The 17,994-nt window shown below is 61.9% G+C and carries 15 protein-coding genes; 4 read left to right on the forward strand and 11 right to left on the reverse strand.

The window, feature by feature from the left end; genetic code table 11:
* The first annotated feature begins 283 nt into the window (after positions 1-283).
* Positions 284-1,837, forward strand: a complete 1,554-nt coding sequence (locus tag ACI3KW_RS03955; RefSeq protein ID WP_404847010.1) for a DEAD/DEAH box helicase — start codon at positions 284-286, stop codon at positions 1,835-1,837.
* Between the two features lie 145 nt (positions 1,838-1,982).
* Complete coding sequence (locus ACI3KW_RS03960) at positions 1,983-3,047, forward strand: GGDEF domain-containing protein (protein WP_404847011.1); 1,065 nt, start codon at positions 1,983-1,985, stop codon at positions 3,045-3,047.
* On the opposite strand, the gene aroA is transcribed toward ACI3KW_RS03960, so the two are convergent.
* The 10 genes from aroA to ACI3KW_RS04010 form a co-directional block, all read right to left on the reverse strand.
* The gene (gene aroA / locus ACI3KW_RS03965; protein WP_404847012.1) at positions 3,048-4,325 is read right to left on the reverse strand and encodes a 3-phosphoshikimate 1-carboxyvinyltransferase; all 1,278 of its coding nucleotides are present in this window, start codon (positions 4,323-4,325) and stop codon (positions 3,048-3,050) included.
* Between the two features lie 75 nt (positions 4,326-4,400).
* On the reverse strand, positions 4,401-4,781 hold the full coding sequence (locus ACI3KW_RS03970) for a HesB/IscA family protein (RefSeq protein WP_404847013.1): 381 nt from the start codon (positions 4,779-4,781) through the stop codon (positions 4,401-4,403).
* Positions 4,782-4,795: 14 nt separating this feature from the next.
* A complete protein-coding gene (locus ACI3KW_RS03975) occupies positions 4,796-5,215 on the reverse strand; it encodes a VOC family protein (RefSeq protein ID WP_404847014.1) in 420 nt (139 codons plus the stop codon).
* 1 nt (position 5,216) lies between these two features.
* Positions 5,217-5,612, reverse strand: coding sequence for an SUF system Fe-S cluster assembly protein (locus ACI3KW_RS03980; protein WP_035096953.1), 396 nt, complete (start codon positions 5,610-5,612; stop codon positions 5,217-5,219).
* 11 nt (positions 5,613-5,623) lie between these two features.
* Positions 5,624-6,844, reverse strand: a complete 1,221-nt coding sequence (locus tag ACI3KW_RS03985; RefSeq protein ID WP_404847015.1) for a cysteine desulfurase — start codon at positions 6,842-6,844, stop codon at positions 5,624-5,626.
* Between the two features lie 57 nt (positions 6,845-6,901).
* Positions 6,902-8,113, reverse strand: coding sequence for a Fe-S cluster assembly protein SufD (sufD, locus tag ACI3KW_RS03990; RefSeq protein WP_404847016.1), 1,212 nt, complete (start codon positions 8,111-8,113; stop codon positions 6,902-6,904).
* Between the two features lie 2 nt (positions 8,114-8,115).
* The gene (gene sufC / locus ACI3KW_RS03995) at positions 8,116-8,865 is read right to left on the reverse strand and encodes a Fe-S cluster assembly ATPase SufC (protein WP_035097067.1); all 750 of its coding nucleotides are present in this window, start codon (positions 8,863-8,865) and stop codon (positions 8,116-8,118) included.
* A gap of 47 nt (positions 8,866-8,912) precedes the next feature.
* Positions 8,913-9,416, reverse strand: a complete 504-nt coding sequence (locus ACI3KW_RS04000) for a cupin domain-containing protein (protein ID WP_404847017.1) — start codon at positions 9,414-9,416, stop codon at positions 8,913-8,915.
* Positions 9,416-10,918 carry a Fe-S cluster assembly protein SufB gene (sufB, locus tag ACI3KW_RS04005; protein ID WP_113120291.1) on the reverse strand — a complete coding sequence of 501 codons (1,503 nt, stop codon included), beginning with the start codon at positions 10,916-10,918 and terminating at the stop codon, positions 9,416-9,418. Before sufB ends, ACI3KW_RS04000 begins: the two co-directional genes overlap by 1 nt.
* Positions 10,919-10,987: 69 nt before the next feature.
* Positions 10,988-12,136 carry a cysteine desulfurase family protein gene (locus tag ACI3KW_RS04010; RefSeq protein ID WP_404847018.1) on the reverse strand — a complete coding sequence of 383 codons (1,149 nt, stop codon included), beginning with the start codon at positions 12,134-12,136 and terminating at the stop codon, positions 10,988-10,990.
* 288 nt (positions 12,137-12,424) lie between these two features.
* On the opposite strand from ACI3KW_RS04010, the gene ACI3KW_RS04015 reads away from it, so the two are divergent.
* Positions 12,425-13,087 carry an alpha/beta hydrolase gene (locus tag ACI3KW_RS04015; RefSeq protein WP_113120289.1) on the forward strand — a complete coding sequence of 221 codons (663 nt, stop codon included), beginning with the start codon at positions 12,425-12,427 and terminating at the stop codon, positions 13,085-13,087.
* A gap of 132 nt (positions 13,088-13,219) precedes the next feature.
* Entirely contained in the window at positions 13,220-14,470 is a 1,251-nt protein-coding gene (gene tyrS, locus ACI3KW_RS04020; protein ID WP_113120288.1) for a tyrosine--tRNA ligase, read from the forward strand.
* A gap of 45 nt (positions 14,471-14,515) precedes the next feature.
* Here the strand turns inward: tyrS and ACI3KW_RS04025 are convergent, their stop codons facing one another.
* Positions 14,516-17,932, reverse strand: coding sequence for an AsmA-like C-terminal domain-containing protein (locus tag ACI3KW_RS04025; protein WP_404847019.1), 3,417 nt, complete (start codon positions 17,930-17,932; stop codon positions 14,516-14,518).
* Positions 17,933-17,994 lie beyond the last annotated feature (62 nt).

Here is a 17,994-nt window from a genome sequence, read left to right on the forward strand (position 1 = left end):
CCGCGCCGCTGGAGCATTTCCGGCTTGACGGCTGGTTTTATTGGACACAGTCCGCCTTTGCTGAAGGTGCCCCAGGGCCACTCTGTCGACCAGCACGTGTTGCTCTCGCTTTCGTGGCCACCTCCCGTATGCGGACTGTTTGTGTGATTGCCTTTCCAGTCCGCCGCTGACGCAAACCGCGGCATGATGCCTGCGTCGTTTGCGGCTTTCTTCCCGGTGCGCCGCCTTGAATGTTTCGAGCGGATCCTGCATCGGGCAACAGCTTTGAGTGGAACGACTGAATTTGACCGACGAATTTTCCGGGCTGGGCCTTTCGAGCAAAGTAACCGAGGCAGTTATCGCTGCGGGTTACACGACGCCTACTGAAATCCAGGCGCAGGCCATCCCCCACGTCCTGCAGAAGAAGGACATTATCGGCATCGCCCAGACCGGGACCGGCAAGACCGCGTCTTTCGTGCTGCCGATGCTGACGCTGCTGGAAAGCGGCCGCGCCCGTGCGCGCATGCCCCGCACGCTCATTCTCGAACCGACGCGCGAACTCGCGGCGCAGGTGGCCGAGAATTTCGAGAAATATGGCAAGAACCATAAGCTGAACATGGCGCTGTTGATCGGTGGCGTGTCCTTTGATGACCAGATCAAGAAGCTGGATCGCGGCGTTGACGTATTGATCGCCACGCCCGGCCGCATGCTCGACCTGTTCGGCCGCGGCCGCATTCTGCTCACCGGCGTCGACATCCTGGTGATCGACGAAGCCGACCGTATGCTGGACATGGGCTTTATCGACGACATCAAGAAGATCTGCAGCCTGCTCCCGGCCCGCCGGCAGACGCTGCTGTTCTCAGCCACTATGCCGCCCGAAGTGCAGAAGCTGGTCAACCAGTTCCTGCGCGATCCGATCAAGCTGGAAGTCGCGCGGCAGAATTCGACGGCCGACACGATCGACCAGAAGCTGGTCAGAGTGTCATCCAAGCCCGAAGACAAGCGCGCCGCTTTGCGCGCCCGCATCGATGCGGCCACCGGGCTGACCAATGCCATCATCTTCTGCAATCGCAAGCGCGACGTGGCGACCCTCGCCCGCTCGCTGGAGCGGCATGGCTATAGCGTTGGCGCTCTCCACGGCGACATGGACCAGAAGAGCCGCACCGAAACGCTCGATGCGTTCCGCGCCAACCGGCTGACCCTGATGGTGGCCAGTGACGTAGCCGCCCGCGGTCTCGATATTCCCGCGGTGAGCCACGTGTTCAATTTCGACGTGCCCGTGCATGCCGAAGACTATGTGCACCGTATCGGCCGCACTGGCCGCGCCGGCCGTTCGGGCGTTGCCTATACGCTGGTAGCTCCGGCTGACGGCAAGCATCTCGATGCCATCATCAAGCTGATCCAGAAGCCCATCGAATACCTGGAAACCACTGGCACCGCCGCACCTGCCCCGGCAGAGACAGCGGAAGCCGGCGAAGAGAGCAAGTCCAAGCGCCCTGCCCGTTCGCGCCGTGGCGGTCCACGCCCTGTTGCCGAAAAGTCAGCAGCAAGCCCGGCCAAGACGGAAAGCGCCGAGGCAACTCCTGCTCCCGCTCCGGCAGAAGCCAAGCCCGCGTCTCGCTCGCGTCGCAGGCCTCCCGCCGAAGCTCAGCCGGCAGCGCCGAGCCAGCCCGCCAAGCCGGCGCAAAGCGAGGAAGCCAAGCCTTCCCGCAACGAAGAGTCTCGGTCCCCGCGCGGCCGCAATCGCCGGCCCGCAGAACCGAAGATGGACGAATCGGGCATCGATTCCAGCTCGCCCTTCGGCAATGACGGTCCAGTGCCGGCGTTTCTACTGCGATCGACACGCACCGCGTCCTGATCAGTACAGCGGTTGACTATGTAGCTCGCAGTAAAAAGCGATCTTACACTTGTACTTAGCGCGACGGGACCTGTATCTATCCGTATAGATTCGGGTTTCTGGGACAAGAAATGCCGGGTGAGCGCAACGGGACGCGAGGGAAGCGGTGTCCGGACAGGAATTCAAACGAGCGCTTGGCTATGCCAATGCCGCTTTCGACCTGCTCAAGCGCAGCGGAATTCCGCCCTATCCGCAGTTCTATGAACTGCTTTACACCTATGCCACGGGCGTCAATCCGTCCCTGAACAGCCGGATCAATGCCATTTTCCGGGAGGGGCATGCCCCTTCCGCGGATTTGGCGGAGGCGCTCTACAACGAATTCCTCAAGTCCGACGTCAACGACCGCATAACCGACGTTTCCGAGCGCATGCATGCCCGCATCGAAGCGGTGCACAATGCAATCGACACGGCCATGACCACGGCGAGCGCCTATTCCGGCTCGCTGCAGTCAGCAAGCGGCGATCTCGAACAGGATATTTCCACCGAGGCCCTGCAATCGCTGGCCAACCGGCTGCTGCTGGAAACCCGCGTCATGCAGGACACCAATCGCGCGCTGGAGCAAAAGCTTGAAGCATCGCGGGATGACATTGCAGCGCTGCAGCGCGACCTGGACGATGTGCGGCGGGAATCCCGTCTCGATCCGCTCACCAAAATCGCCAATCGCAAGAGCTTCGACGAGGGCCTGGAAACAGCCGTTGCCGAGGCACAGAGCGGCCATCAGCCGCTCTGCCTACTGATCGCCGACATCGACCACTTCAAGACTTTCAACGATACCTATGGCCACCAGACCGGCGATCAGGTGCTGCGGCTGGTCGCCATGACCATCAAGTCCAATATCAAGGGCAAGGATCTCGCCGCGCGCTATGGCGGAGAAGAATTCGTCGCCATCCTGCCCTCCACAGACCTTGAAGGCGCGGTCATCGTCGCCGAGAATGTCCGCAGGGCCATTCAGGCCAAGGAATTGCTCAAACGCTCTACCAATGAGAAGCTGGGTCGCATCACGGCCTCGTTCGGCGTAGCGGCATTCCGCCCTTCGGACACGCCTTCTTCACTGCTCGAGCGCGCCGATCGCTGCCTTTATGCCGCCAAGCATGCCGGCCGCAACAAGGTGGTCAGCGAGAACGACCTGGCCGAGCAGCATGGTCCCAAGGACGGCGTTTCGGCCGCCTGATCAGGCGGCCGGTTCCAGCTTTACGCCCAGCCCTGCCAGCATGTCCCAGTATTCCGGATAGGTTTTGCCGGTGCAGGCCGGATCAAGAATGGTGATGCCAGGAAGGCGCAAGCCTGCCAGGGCAAAGCTCATGGCGATGCGGTGATCGTGGTAGGTGTGGATGCGGGTAAGCGCATTCTTGCCCGCCAGCTGCCTGCCCAGATTGGGATCGGACGCCACGAGCAGATCATCCCCCTCCTCGGTCCCCAGGCCCGGCAGGATGCGGTTCAGCTCGTTGGCGACGGCGCGGATGCGGTCGGTTTCCTTGACGCGCAGATTGGCAATGCCAACGAACCGCACCGGATGATTGTTGAAGGCGGCTAGCACTGCGAGCGTCGGCACGGCGTCCTGCATCTGCGATCCATCGATGACAGCAGGCATATTGGGGAATTGCGCGATGATCGACTGCGCTGCCGCGTCGGGCTGGGTGAAGGCGTCGGCGGCTACGCCCAGATCGATCTTGCCGCCAGTGAGCGCCGCTGCCCCCCAGAGATAGGTTGCGGCCGAAGCATCAGGCTCGACCAACAGGTCGGCGGCCACATAGCCGGTGGGCTGCACCAGCCAGGATCCGGCATCGATCTGCTCGACATCGGCGCCAAAGCTGCGCATGGCTGCCAGTGTCAGGTCGACATAGCCGCGGGCGCCGATGTCGCTGCCGCTCAGAGCCACGGCAATCGGACCATCGCCCAGCGGCGCGGCCATCAGCAAGGCCGACACATATTGGCTGGAGAGACCCGCGTCGATCTCGACGCGCCCCTCCCCGAAGCTGCCCTTGCCGCGAACGGTAACCGGCGGGCAACCGGTTGGGCTGGCCGCATCAATGCCCAAGGACTGCAACGCAGTTACCAGCGGGCCAATGGGACGCAGGCGCATTTCGTCGTCACCATCGACGATCACTTCGCCATCGACGGTGGCGACCGCAGCCGTCAGGAAACGGGTGGCGGTGCCGGCATTGCCGAGAAAGAGCGGGCCATCGGGCTGCTGCAGGCGGCCGGTGCTGGTCACCACGAAGCTGGTTTCGTCGGGTTCCTCGACCGTCACACCCATTTGCCGCAAGGCGGCCGCCATCAGCACCGTGTCCTTGCTCTTGAGCGCACCGGACAAGCGGCTGGTGCCATTGGCCAAAGCGGCCAATAGCAGAGCGCGATTGGTGATGGATTTGGAACCCGGAGGCGATACCCGGCCGACCAGCGGATGATTGGGCGGAACGATGGTAAGAGCCGGAGGCAGGCCGGTCATGAAATATACTCTACGGGCTGGAGCCAAATTGCTCCCGCCTGTTAGGGCAAATACCGGGCAGGTGCAACCGGACGATCAGGCGGGAACGCGGGCTTCCGCAATGGCCTTGAGATCGGCAGCCTTGAGCGTGACGCTCTCGCCGCAGCCACAGGCGCCAGTCTGGTTCGGATTGGTGAAGGTGAAGCCCGAGCTCATCTTGGATTGCTCGAAATCCATCACCGTGCCGAGCAGGTACATGGTCGCCTTGGGGTCGACATAGACATTGACGCCCTTGTCGGTGACATGGTCGTCGCCTTTAACCGGCTCGGACACATAATCCATGGTGTAGGCCACGCCGGCGCAACCGGAATTCTTGATGCCGACGCGCAGACCGATGACCGGCTTGTCCGAATCTTCGATGATTTCGGTGATGCGCTCAGCAGCGGCATCGGTCAGCGACATAATCTTGAAGGCCATGAAGCCATATCCTTCTAGTAATTCGGCCAGACGCCCCGGGTGATCAATTCGACCACAAGGCGATCCGGATCACGGAAATAGATGCTGCGGCCACCTTGCGACCAGGCAACTTCGCTTTCCAACTCTATATGTAGACCTTCAAGGTAGATTTTCCAATCCTCGAAGGCGTCCTCAGTTATGCCGAAGGCGAAATGCTGTTCTCCGGCGCCGTCATGGGGCGGGATGAAACCGCCGCCAACGGGAATTGGCTGCAGCGTGGCGCCGCGGCGAAAGAGAATCAGCACCTGACCCGGGCCGACCTGGAGCGGCTGAATGCGGTCGTCACCGCCCATCGGCTCGAAGCCGAACACCTCGACGTAGAAGTCGCGGCTGCGCACCACGTCGGAGACGTAAAGGCAGGTTTCTACCAAGCCATGCAAGGGCGGCCGGTTCATCTTACCACCAGTTGAGCGCGACTTGGGCTTCTTCGCTCATGCGGGATGCGTCCCATGGCGGATCAAAGACCATGTTGACCGTCACGTCCTGGATGCCTTCGACACCGCGAGCGGCGTTTTCGACCCAGCCGGGCATTTCGCCGGCCACGGGGCAACCGGGCGCCGTCAGCGTCATGTCGATAACCAGCTTGCGATCGTCATCCAGATCGACCTTGTAGATCAGGCCGAGCTCGTAGATATCGACCGGGATTTCCGGGTCATAGACGGTCTTGAGTGCACCGATCAGGTCGGTGGTGATGCGTTCGACCTCGGCCTCCGGCAAGCCGCCGGAAACATTGGGCGTAATGCGGGGCTCGGGGATGGTCGGGGCCGGAGCGATTTCTGGTTCGTCGGTCATAGCGATACCAATCAGGCAAAAAATTTCTGGGCGCGTTCGATGCCGTCCACCAGCGCGTCCACGTCATCCTTGCCGTTATATAGGGCGAAGGAGGCGCGGCAGGTAGAGGTGACACCGAAACGTTTGAGCAATGGCATGGCGCAATGCGTGCCGGCGCGCACGGCAATGCCGTAACGGTCCAGAATCGTCGCCATGTCGTGGGCGTGGGCGCCCTTGACCTCGAATGAGAAAATGCCGCCCTTGCCCGGCGCCGTGCCGATCAGGCGCAGCGAATTCATCCGGCTCAGCCGTTCATGGGCATAGGCGGCCACATCGGCTTCATGCGCGGCAATGGCGTCGCGGCCCAGATCGTCCATATATTTGATCGCCGCGCCCAGCCCGATGGCCTGCACGATGGGGGGAGTGCCGGCCTCGAAGCGATGCGGCGGTTCGTTATAGGTTACCGTTTCCATGGTCACGACATCGATCATTTCGCCGCCGCCCTGATAGGGCTGCATCTCGGCGAGCAGGTCATATTTGCCGTAGAGCACGCCAATGCCGGTGGGGCCATAGAGCTTGTGGCCGGTCATGACGTAGAAATCGGCATTGAGATCGCGCACGTCCACCTTGGTGTGAACCGCGCCCTGGCTGCCATCGATCAGCACGGGAATGCCACGCGCATGGGCAATGGCGATCACGTCCTTGATCGGGGTGACAGTGCCCAGCACGTTGCTCATATGCGTAACGGCAACGATACGGGTGCGATCGCTTAGCGCAGCCTCGAAGGCATCTATGTCAAAGCTGCCATCATCCCGCACATCGACCCATTTGATCACCGCGCCCTTGCGCTCGCGATGGAAATGCCACGGTACGATATTGGAGTGGTGCTCCATGATCGTGGTGACGATTTCGTCGCCCTCGCCGATGCGCGGACCGGCAAAGGACGACGCCACAAGATTAATCGCTTCGGTGGCCGAGCGGGTGAAGATGATCTCTTCAGGCCGTGCCGCATTGAGGAAATGCTGCACCGCATGGCGGCCGCCCTCATAGGCTTCGGTCGCGCGGTTGGCCAGCGTATGCAAGCCGCGGTGGACATTGGCGTATTCGTGCCGGAAGGCATAATCCATCCGGTCCAGCACCTGCATCGGCTTTTGGGCCGATGCGCCGCTATCGAGATAGACCAGCCGATTGCCGTGGATCTGTTCCGACAGGATCGGAAAATCAGCGCGGACTTTTTCGAGATCGAAGGTCATGCACGTTCCTCGGCGCTAGCAGCGCCTTTGATTTTCCTACGGTGCGAGCGGCGGTTGCTACTTTGCAGCCAGCAACCAGCCATCGATGACACTGCGCAGAGCTTCGCCAAGCGCCTCGTCCTCGATCGGATCAACGAGCTCCTCGAGGAAACCGCGCACCAGCATGGTTTCGGCTTCGGCCTTCGGAATGCCGCGGCTGACCAGATAGAACAGGGAATCCGCATCGAGCTTGCCGCAGGTCGAACCGTGGCCGCAGACAACGTCGTCGGCATAGATTTCGAGTTCGGGCTTGCTGAGGATTTCGGCTTCGTCCGACAGCATCAGGCCCTGATGCATGAACTTGGCGTCGGTCTTCTGCGCATCGCGAGCCACGACGAGCCGGCCCTGCACCACGGCCTTACCGCGGCCACGGGCAATCGACTTGAACAGCGGCTGGGACGTGGTGTGCGGCACAGCATGGGTCGCGTCCATGGTGATGTCGTTATGCTGCCCATCCGACACCAGGTTGAGCCCGGTAATGTCGCCATGGGCGCCGGCGCCCTCGTAGCGTGGGAAGAGCTGCGTGCGGCTCAGGCCCGAACCGGCATGGATCACCAGTGTCCGCAGCTTGGCGCCGTCGGCCAGGTGATATTCATTGGTCGCGAAATGCGAGCTCGCGCGGCCCGACAGATCGACAGTGATGTGGGTGAGCACCGCGTCCTTGCCGAGCGCAATATACGTGGCGTGGTTGTTGACGTGGGCGGCGTCGGAACCCGAGAAGGTTTCCAGAATCGTCGCCGAAGCGCCGTCGGCCACGAAAACCTTGACCGAGTCAGCGACATGGGCGGCCTCGCCCTCGCTGCGATGGTCGATCTGGATCACCGGATCGACGCTGTTTTCCAGCGTCAGGGTCAGGCTGTTGCGGACCAAGGCGGTGTTGAGATGCACCAGCACGTCGTCGCGGGTGGAGAGGGCCGAGCCCTCAGCTGAACCAACGATAACGCCGGCCGGAGCCGTGGTGCCGCCCTGCACGACGCCATTGGCGATCATCAGCTGATAGGCGCCGGCGACGCGCAGCGCGGGCGCGCTGGCTTCGTTAGCGGCCTCGGCCAAAGGCGGCACGGCCTTCAGCAGCATTTTGAGGTCGGTATAGTGATAGCTCTCGACGCGGCGCGTGGGCAGGCCGGCAACGCTGATGCGTTCGGCATCCGCCTCGGCGCCGACGCTCTTGAGCTGCGCGATCAGGGTTTCCTCGGCTGCATTGAGCCGGACTGGCATGGTTTGACGCATGATCAGGCCGCCGCGCCGTCGAAGTCGGCATAGCCCTTGGCTTCGAGCTGCAAAGCGAGGTCCTTGTCGCCGCTTTCCACGATCCGGCCATCCGAGAACACATGCACCACGTCGGGCACGATGTGGTTCAGCAGGCGCTGATAGTGGGTGATGACCAGCATGGAGCGATTGGCGGCGCGCAGCGCATTGACGCCCTTGGAGACGACCTGCAGCGCATCAATGTCGAGCCCGCTATCGGTTTCGTCGAGAATGCACATCTTGGGGGCCAGCAAGGCCATCTGCAGCACTTCGGCGCGCTTCTTCTCGCCGCCGGAGAAGCCGACATTGAGCGGACGCTTTAGCATATCGGTGTCGATATTGAGATCGGTGCCGGCGGTCTTGACCGCACGCATGAAGTCGGGCGTCGAGAGTTCACCCTCGCCGCGTGCCTTGCGCTGGGCGTTCATCGCAGCCTTGAGGAAGGTCATGGTGGCGACGCCGGGGATTTCGATGGGGTACTGGAAGGCCAGGAACAGGCCGGCAGCGGCGCGTTCGGACGGCTCCATATCCAGCAGGTTCTCGCCATCGAGCAGCACTTCGCCCTCGGTGATCTCGTAGTCTTCCTTGCCAGCGAGCACATAGCTCAGCGTCGACTTGCCCGAACCATTGCGGCCCATCACGGCATGCACCTGGCCGGGGGGAATGATCAGGTTCACGCCCTTGAGGATTTCGCGATCTTCGATGCGCGCGTGCAGGTTGCGGATTTCAAGAATTGGGGTGGTCATGACTTAGTCTCCAATGGGTGGACGGCAGCGGCGCTTCAAGCGCCAGGCTCACCGTCCCAATAATCGAGATGGTTCTGGCCTTCGCGGCCACAGTGACGGAGGCGATTGGCGGCACCGGCCGGGCGGCTGGTGACCTGGAACTTGCCGGAGTCCGGATATTCGCAGACCTCGGTCGCGGCATTGTTGGCGACGCCCAGATATTTGAGCGGTACCAAGCCGGTATTGATGATCTGGTGCGCCGTCTCCTTGCCACCAGCGGGAGCGCCGAGCACGTCGCCGGCCTTGAACGGCAGGTGAGCCTCGCCAAAGCGATAGGTGCCCTCGCCTTCCAGCACCACGAACAGCTCGTCTTCCACATGGTGATTGTGGAACGGGCAGCTCGATTTGCCGGGCGGCACTTCATTGTAGCTGATGCCAAGGCCGCGCAGCCCCAGAAGGGCGCCGAACGAGGTATCCGCAGACTTGTAAAGCGTCCCCTGCTCCCACTGGTCGAGCTTGAGCCCGCCCAGCGAGATGACCGGGTTGGTTTGGTCGGCCATTATCCCACGCTGCCTTCCAGCGAGATCGAGATCAGCTTCTGCGTCTCGACCATGAATTCCATGGGCAGATGCTGCAGCACGTCGCGCACGAAGCCATTGACGATCAGCGCCACAGCTTCTTCCTCATTGAGGCCGCGCTGCTGGCAATAGAACATCTGGTCATCGGAAATCTTGGACGTGGTCGCCTCGTGCTCGAATACGGCCGTACCGTTGCGGCTCTCGATATAGGGAACCGTGTGGGCGCCGCATTTGTCGCCGATCAGCAGGCTGTCGCACTGGGTGAAATTGCGGGCATTCTTGGCCTTGGCGTGGGCCGAGACCTGGCCGCGATAGGTATTGTCCGAGAAGCCGGCGGCGATACCCTTGGCGATGATACGGCTGGACGTGTTCTTGCCCAGATGGATCATCTTGGTGCCGCTATCGACCTGCTGGTAGCCGTTCGAAATGGCGATCGAATAGAATTCGCCGCGCGAGCCGTCGCCGCGCAGGATGCAGCTCGGATATTTCCAGGTGATGGCCGAACCGGTTTCCACCTGGGTCCAGGAAATCTTGGAATTGTCGCCACGGCAATCGCCACGCTTGGTGACGAAATTGTAGATGCCGCCCTTGCCGTCCTTGTCGCCGGGATACCAGTTCTGGACGGTGGAATACTTGATCTCGGCATTTTCGAGCGCGACCAGCTCGACCACTGCAGCGTGCAGCTGGTTTTCGTCCCGCATCGGGGCCGTGCAACCCTCGAGGTAGCTCACATACGAGTCAGCTTCGGCGATGATCAGCGTGCGCTCGAACTGGCCGGTCTTCTTTTCGTTGATGCGGAAATAGGTCGACAGCTCCATCGGGCAACGCACGCCCTTGGGGATGTAGACGAAGGACCCATCGGTGAAGACGGCTGAATTCAGCGTCGCGTAATAATTGTCCGAAACCGGCACGACCGAGGCCAGGTATTTCTGCACCAGCTCGGAATGCTCACGGATGGCTTCCGAGATCGAGCAGAAGATGATCCCGACCTTGGCCAATTCCTCGCGGAAAGTGGTGACCACGGACACCGAGTCCATCACCGCGTCGACCGCGACCTTGGGGCGCTCGACGCCAGCCAGGATTTCGCGTTCCTTGAGCGGTACGCCGAGCTTGTCATACATGGCGATCAGCGCCGGATCGACTTCATCGAGGCTCTTGGGCGCGGGCGTCGACTTGGGCGCGGCGTAGAAATACATGTCCTGCAGGTCGATCTGCGGATAATGCACCTTGGCCCAGGTCGGCTCATTCATGGTCAGCCAGCGGCGATAGGCTTCGAGGCGCCAATCGAGCATCCACTGGGGCTCGTTCTTCTTGGCCGAGATGAAGCGTACGGTATCTTCGCTCAGGCCTTTGGGGGCCATGTCGGATTCGATATCGGTCTCGAAACCATACTTGTACTTGTCGACATCGAGCGAGCGCACCGAGTCCACGGTGGCGCGATCAATGTTTTCCTTGAGCGTCGGGATATCGTCGTAATCCGCCATGATTGGCTTCTCCTATTTGCCCGACAGGCGATTCAAGGTCGCCGCGAGCCGTCAAAAACTATTGCGGCCTCAGGCCGCTTGCCCCTGCCGGGCGCGATGGCGCGACAGGATGGATTGGTAACCGGCGAGGAACGCATCAACATCCTCTGCCGTCGAGGACCAGCCGAGGCTGACCCGCAGGGCGCATTCGGCCAGCTCGGGCTTAACGCCCATGGCCGCCAGCACATGGCTGGGGCCGACCTTGCCGGACGAACAGGCCGAACCCGAGGACACGGACAGTCCCGCCAGGTCCAGGCCCATCATGGCCGTGGTATTCTTGATGCCCGGCACGGCGAAATTGATCACATTGCCAAGCCGCTCGGCGCCGAAAATCACCGCATCATCCGCCATGGCCTTCAAGCCGGCTTCCAGCCGGTCGATCAGTCCTGCCACATCGACTGCGCCATAGCGCTCGCCAAAGGCCGCCGAAGCCGCACCGAATGCAGCGATCAGGCTTGCCGGTTCAGTGCCGCCGCGCCGCCCCTGCTCCTGCCCGCCGCCGGGAATGAGCCGAACGACATCGGCATGCGACTTGACCAGCAGCGCGCCAATACCCGCCGGCGCGCCGATCTTATGGCCGCTGATAGCCATCATATCGGGTGCCGAGGCGGCAAATTCGAGGGGCAGTTTGCCGAAGGCCTGCACCGCATCGATGAATAGTGTGTGACGCGTCGGTCCGACCAGGGCATTGATCCGCCCGATGGGCTGGACCACGCCGGTCTCATTATTCACCCAATGGAAGGCGACGAGGAAGGTGCGGCCATTTACATCGGCGTCGGCCAGCATGGCGGCCAGTTGATCAAGATCAATGCGGCCATCGGCCAAAAGCCCAATGGTCAGCACCGGCAGGCCGGTGGCTTCAGCGGCCTTGGAGACCGCCGCATGCTCGCCCGCGCTGATAATAATGGCGTCGCTGCCGAAAATCTTGGCGCCGCCGACAATGGCCTGGGTGATGGCTTCTGTGGCCGAGCCGGTGAAGACCACCTGCTTGTGTTCAGCACCCGCCAAGGCCGCCACCTGGGTGCGGGCGGTGTCCAGGATATGGCGCAGCGCGCGGCCGTGACCATGCACGGATGATGGGTTACCAGTGAGATCGAGGGCAGCGAGCAGCGCCGTCCGCGCTTCGGGCAGAAGCGGAGACGAGGCATTGTGATCGAGGTAGATCGCCGCTCGCGTCATCGAATTCTCATCGGCGCATGCGCGCCGCTCATGGCTTCCATGCCTAGCCTCGGGGCACCGATATGCCGCCGAATCCAAACACTTCTTGAAATTTGCCGCCCAACTTCATTACAAGGGGCGCTCTCACAGGCCGCTTTGCGGCCAAAAACCAAGTTTCGAATAATTCTAAACTGGATTTTTCGACCCATGTTTTAGGCAGCAAGGCGCGCTTAGTCAAGCCGCAGTGCCGCCCGATCGACGGTTGGAAATACCACGCCAACAGAGCCGAATGGCCGGAAGAACAAGACCATGCCAGAAGTGATTTTCAACGGGCCCGAGGGCCGTCTGGAAGGCCGCTATCAGCCGGGCAAGGAGCCCAATGCTCCCATTGCCATCGTGTTGCACCCCCACCCGCAATTCGGTGGGACGATGAACAACCAGATCGTCTACAATCTCTTCTACATGTTCGCCGAACGCGGCTTTGCCGTGCTGCGCTTCAATTCGCGCGGCGTCGGCCGCAGCCAGGGCATGTTCGATCACGGCATTGGTGAGCTCTCCGACGCTGCCGCTGCGCTCGATTGGCTGCAGATCATCAACCGCGAAAGCCGCGGCTGCTGGATCGCCGGTTTCTCCTTCGGCGCCTGGATCGGCATGCAGCTGTTGATGCGCCGCCCGGAAGTCGAAGGCTTCATCTCCGTCGCTCCGCCGGAAAACCTCTATGACTTCTCGTTCCTGGCGCCCTGCCCCTCCTCGGGCCTGATCATCCATGGCGACAAGGACCGCGTGGCTCCGCCCACTTCGGTGCAGAAGCTGGTGGACAAGCTCAAGACCCAGAAGGGCATCACCATCGAACAGCAGATCGTTGAGGGTGCGAACCACTTCTTCGAAGGCAAGATCGATGATCTGACCACCCGCTGCGCCGACTATCTCGACCGTCGCCGGCAGGAGATCGCCGCCGGCGGCGGGCGCTAAATAGCAGCGCGAACACTACGATCCGTTGGAGGAACCTCATCCTGAGCCTGTCGAAGGACGAGGTCCCGCATGCACCGACCTCGTGGTTCGACAAGCTCACCATGAGGTCTCAGTAACCTCAGTGGCTGTCACATGACCAAGTTCAAATCCGATTTCCTGCGCGTCCTCGATGAGCGCGGCTTCATTCACCAGATTTCCGATCCCGAGGGGCTCGACGCCCTTGCCCTCAAGGGGCCGATCACCGGCTATGTCGGCTATGATGCGACGGCGACCTCGATCCATATCGGCAATCTGATCACCGTCACCATGCTCTACTGGCTGCAGGAAACCGGCCACAAGGCGATCAGCCTGATGGGCGGCGGCACCTCCATGGTGGGCGATCCTTCATTCCGCGACGATCAGCGCAAGCTGCTGACCGTCGAGCAGATCGACACCAATATCGAGAGCATCAAGAAGGTCTACAGCAACATATTGAACTATGAGGGCTCCAATCCGGCCATCATGGTCAACAATGCCGATTGGCTGCTCAAGCTCAACTATGTCGAATTCCTGCGCGATGTGGGCCGCCATTTCTCGGTCAATCGCATGCTCAGCTTCGACTCGGTCAAGCTGCGGCTCGACCGCGAGCAATCGCTGAGCTTCCTCGAATTCAACTACATGATCATGCAGGGCTACGACTTCACCGAGCTCAACCGGCGCTATGGCACCGTGTTGCAGATGGGCGGGTCGGACCAGTGGGGCAACATCATCAATGGTGTGGACCTCAACCATCGCATGGGCGGCGAGCAGCTCTATGCGCTGACCACCCCGCTACTGACCAAGGCATCGGGCGAGAAGATGGGCAAGTCGGCCTCCGGCGCTGTCTGGCTCAATGGCGATCTCTTCAGCCCCTATGATTTTTGGCAGTATTTCCGCAATACGGAAGACGCCGACGTCGGCAAGTTCCTCAAGATCTTCACCCGCCTGCCGCTGAGCGAAATCGCCAAGCTCGCTGCTCTGGGCGGCAACGAGATCAACGAGGCCAAGAAGGTGCTGGCGACCGAAGTCACCGCCATCGTGCATGGCCGTGACGCAGCTATCCAGGCCGCCTCGACGGCATCGGCGACCTTTGAGGCTGGCGGAATTGATCTATCGCTGCCGACCGCGACGGTGTCGCATGCCGAGCTGGCAACCGGGCTGGGCATTCTTGCCGCGCTCGTCACTGCCGGGCTGGCCGGATCGAATGGCGAAGCCCGCCGCCACATCCAGTCGGGCGCCGTACGGGTCAATGACGCGGTGATCGAGGACGACAAGCTCAGCATTGGCGACAATGCGCTGCTGCCCGAAGGCGTCATCAAGCTCTCGGTCGGCAAAAAGCGCCATGCGCTGATCAAGCCGGTCTAAATCGGTCCAACTAAACGTGGAAGGCGCCCCTCTCGGGCGCCTTTTTCATTCCACGCGCGGCTGCTCGTTGGCGCGGAATTCGAACAGCTCGCGCAGCGCGCCCGGTGCCAGGGCGGAGAGCGGATTGATGCGGAAGACCGGGCTGGATAGCGCCCCGGTCACCGAGAAGGTGACCCCGAGCAGCCCTTCGCCATCGCGGCCGCCCAGCAGCGGGCCGAGCAGCGGGATTTTCTGGAACGCGCTGTTGAGCCCGAATAGCGGCACATAGGTTCCCGTCAGGTCGTATTGCCGCTGATTGGTATAGATGAAGCCGCGCAGCGTGCCGCCCACCGTGCTGCCGGTCAGCACGGCGTTGGACACCTCGACACGGTCCGAGCGGCGCACGAAATCCACCTTGGCGCTATCGAAATCGAGCCGGTTCTGCTTGGAGATGGCAGCGCGCGAGTCCGAGTGATTGCCGAGCACCTGGGCGACATTGGCTTCGTCGACAATGGCGAAATGGCGCATCAGTAATTGCCCGACATCCATTTTCTGCGCGCTGAACGTGTTGAGGACGAGGCTCCCCTCCCCACCGGCCAACTGCGAATAGACACCCAGTAGGCGCAATATGGTGCCGGCATCATTGAAAGCCACCGACATGGTGCGACCATCGGGCGTCGGATTGGTCGTCACCGACACAGCATTGCCGTCGCTGAACTGTGCCGTGAGGTTGGCCCGACGCAGATCGGTGCCGCGCAGCAGCAGGTCGAGATTCATATTGAAGGCGGTGGTGGCATAATAGCCAAGCGCGCGGTCCAGCTTCACATCGAGAGCGATGGTCTGGGTGAAGGTGGATTGCACCCCGCCCGTGCCCTCGCCCAGCCCGAAGAATTGCTTGAGCATGGGTTTGAGATCGAGCTGGGCGCCACGAATCTGCACCGAATAACCGCCTTCGCGCGGGGCGAGCGCCAATTGCGCATTATCGCCCGGGCTCAGCGCGAACTGCTCGAAAGTGGCCGATTCCAGCCCCTCGGTGGCGTGGTATTTGATGCCGCCCTTTAGATGCACCGAGCCGAATGCCAGATCGACCCCACTCAGCTCGGTCAGTTCGCCATCCTGCTTCACATTGGCATGCAGCGTGCCGGCCGTGCCCGCCGCCTTGGAGATGCCGATATCCTTTATGGTCAGCCGCGCATCCTGCAAATCGGCGGCGACCTGGATCGAGCCATCCGCCAGAGGCTGGCCGACCATCCGTATGGTGCCGGCAAAATATGGCGACGCATCAAAGCCCATTGCCTTGAGGTCGTCGGCGCTGACGACCGAGGACAGGCGGAAGGTCGGCTCGGTTTCGAGCGTCCCGATGATCTCGACATCGGCCTTCATGCCGTCGATCTCAGCCGTGCCGCCCACCTGGTAGCCGGCCTGCGAGGCGCTAAAGGCAAGCTGGCCGTTACCGATCTTGTGGTCCTTGATGGGCTGCGAGCTGGCAAAGTCCGAGACCGTGCCATTCAGCACATAGTCCACATTCATCGCCTTGCCGCTCTCCTCATTGGGCAGCTTGACGGTCACGACCAGCCCGGCATCGACACTGCCTTGTAGGGAATCCAGATCCAGCGGCAGCGGCGTATGCTCGATGGCCTGCGGCTGCTGCTCGCGGGTCAGGGCGAGCAAAGCGGGAATGGAACCCTCCAGATCGCCGGAAACCTCGATAATGCTCTCTGTGGGCTCGGAATTGTCCATCACGAGTGCCGGATTGGTCACCTTGAGCGGGCCGCCCGCAGTTTCGATCTGGCCGCCGCCGGCCGAGATGGTGACATTGCTGTCATCGATCTGCAGGCGCGTATCGCCTTGCAGGGTAACTGGCGCCATCTCGGCGGTGGGGGTGACCGTGACGCCCGCCCCGACCATGTCGATCTGCATGGCGTCCTTGGGGATGGCCTTGTTCTCGCCCTCCAGCGCCAGGGTGCCGACCGGGAATTTGAACCGCATCCGGGCGTTGGTGATCGTGCCGTCGGTCACATTGGCGACAAACCAGTCGCGGCTTTCCGTGCCCATCACATAGGGCCAGAGCCGCTTGGCATCGTCGGCGCTGATGCCCTGCCCGGTCAGCGTCAGATCGACCCCCAGGCCCTTTTGCAGCATGTCGAACCGGCCCGTCGTTTCAACGCTTGCCGTGCCCTTGCGGGCGATCAGCCGATCAATGCCGAGCGCGCCGTAAAGCGGTGCCGACCAGCCGGAAAATTCCATGCTGTCGAATGGCTGCGCCGGCGCCTCCATGTCATCGGGCTGGATCCGAACATCGGTCGCCTTGAGCGCGATGCCGGTGGTTGGGCCGAATTTGGGATCGAGCCCAAGGCCGAACACGCCCGAGACGCGCGCCGAGCTCTTGCCGATCTGCAACGCACTGTCTTCCAGCGTGAACTGCCCTTTTTCGGGCGCCCAGTTGATGTTGAGGATCGAGCTGGCAATGGGGAAATAGGCATCGGCAATGCGCAGATCGAGGCCAGTCAGATCGATCTTGAACGCGCCATCGATCAGCTTGCCCCCCGCCGGCTGGAACCGCACATCGATCGACAGCGCCCCCGCGCCGCGGATGGCGGCAAGGCTGGTCGCATCATCGATGAAGGGCAGGAATGCGGCAAAATCGATATTGGTGACATCGGCCTCAAGCCGCGAGCCGCCCGCATCATCCACGGTGCGCGACAGGTTGCCCGTCATGGTGCGGCCGCCCAGCGTGGCGGAGAATTTGCCATTGGTATTGCGCCGGTCCGGTGTCGGCCCGATTTCGACATTGATGTGCTCGAATTGCCGGAACAGGCCATAGACGGTGTCGCTCATATCCACCGTGCCGTCGCGGATCACGAGCTTGGAGAAGCGCCCTTGCGCCGCATGCTCGACAATATCGGCAATGCCCTGCTCGCTGGTCTCCAGATTATAGATCAGCCAATCATTGTCCGAACGCATCTGCTGCGGCTGCGCCGCTCCGCTCAGATCAATGCCGCGCTGGGAAATATCCACGGCCGGAAAGGCATCCTCGCCTTCCCTAACCTGCACGGTCGGCGGGCCGCCATTGGGATCATCGATCAGATCAAAACTGGTGACGCGCGGCCCGAACAGGTCCTGCACCACCTGCACATGCGGGCGCACCAGCGTTATCGTCGCGCCCGGCTGGCCGAAAATAGCTCGGGCCGGCGAGAAGCCGATCTCAAGCGCCTCGATGGAGATATTGGCGCCGCTCTTGGCATCGGTCAGTTGCACGGGCGAGAACTGGATCACGGGCCAGACGCCGTTTTCGAGCGCCAGCGCCATCTGCCCAAGCTGCAGATTGGAGGTGGCTGGCATGGTCGATTGGGCGAAGGCCCGCACCGCGTCGCCGCCGAATGGCAGGCGGATCGGGGTGATCAGCAGGATGAGATAGAGCAGCAGCGACAGAGCCGCAGGAATACCGACCACCCACACGCAGACTTTGGCTGCATGGCGCACGGGATGTCGTCCGCTTGTCGCAGACGGTACAATTGGCGTGTCTGCGGGTAAGGTTGACGCGC

This window comes from Devosia sp. ZW T5_3, from assembly GCF_044987315.1.
Classification (GTDB): Bacteria; Pseudomonadota; Alphaproteobacteria; order Rhizobiales; family Devosiaceae; genus Devosia.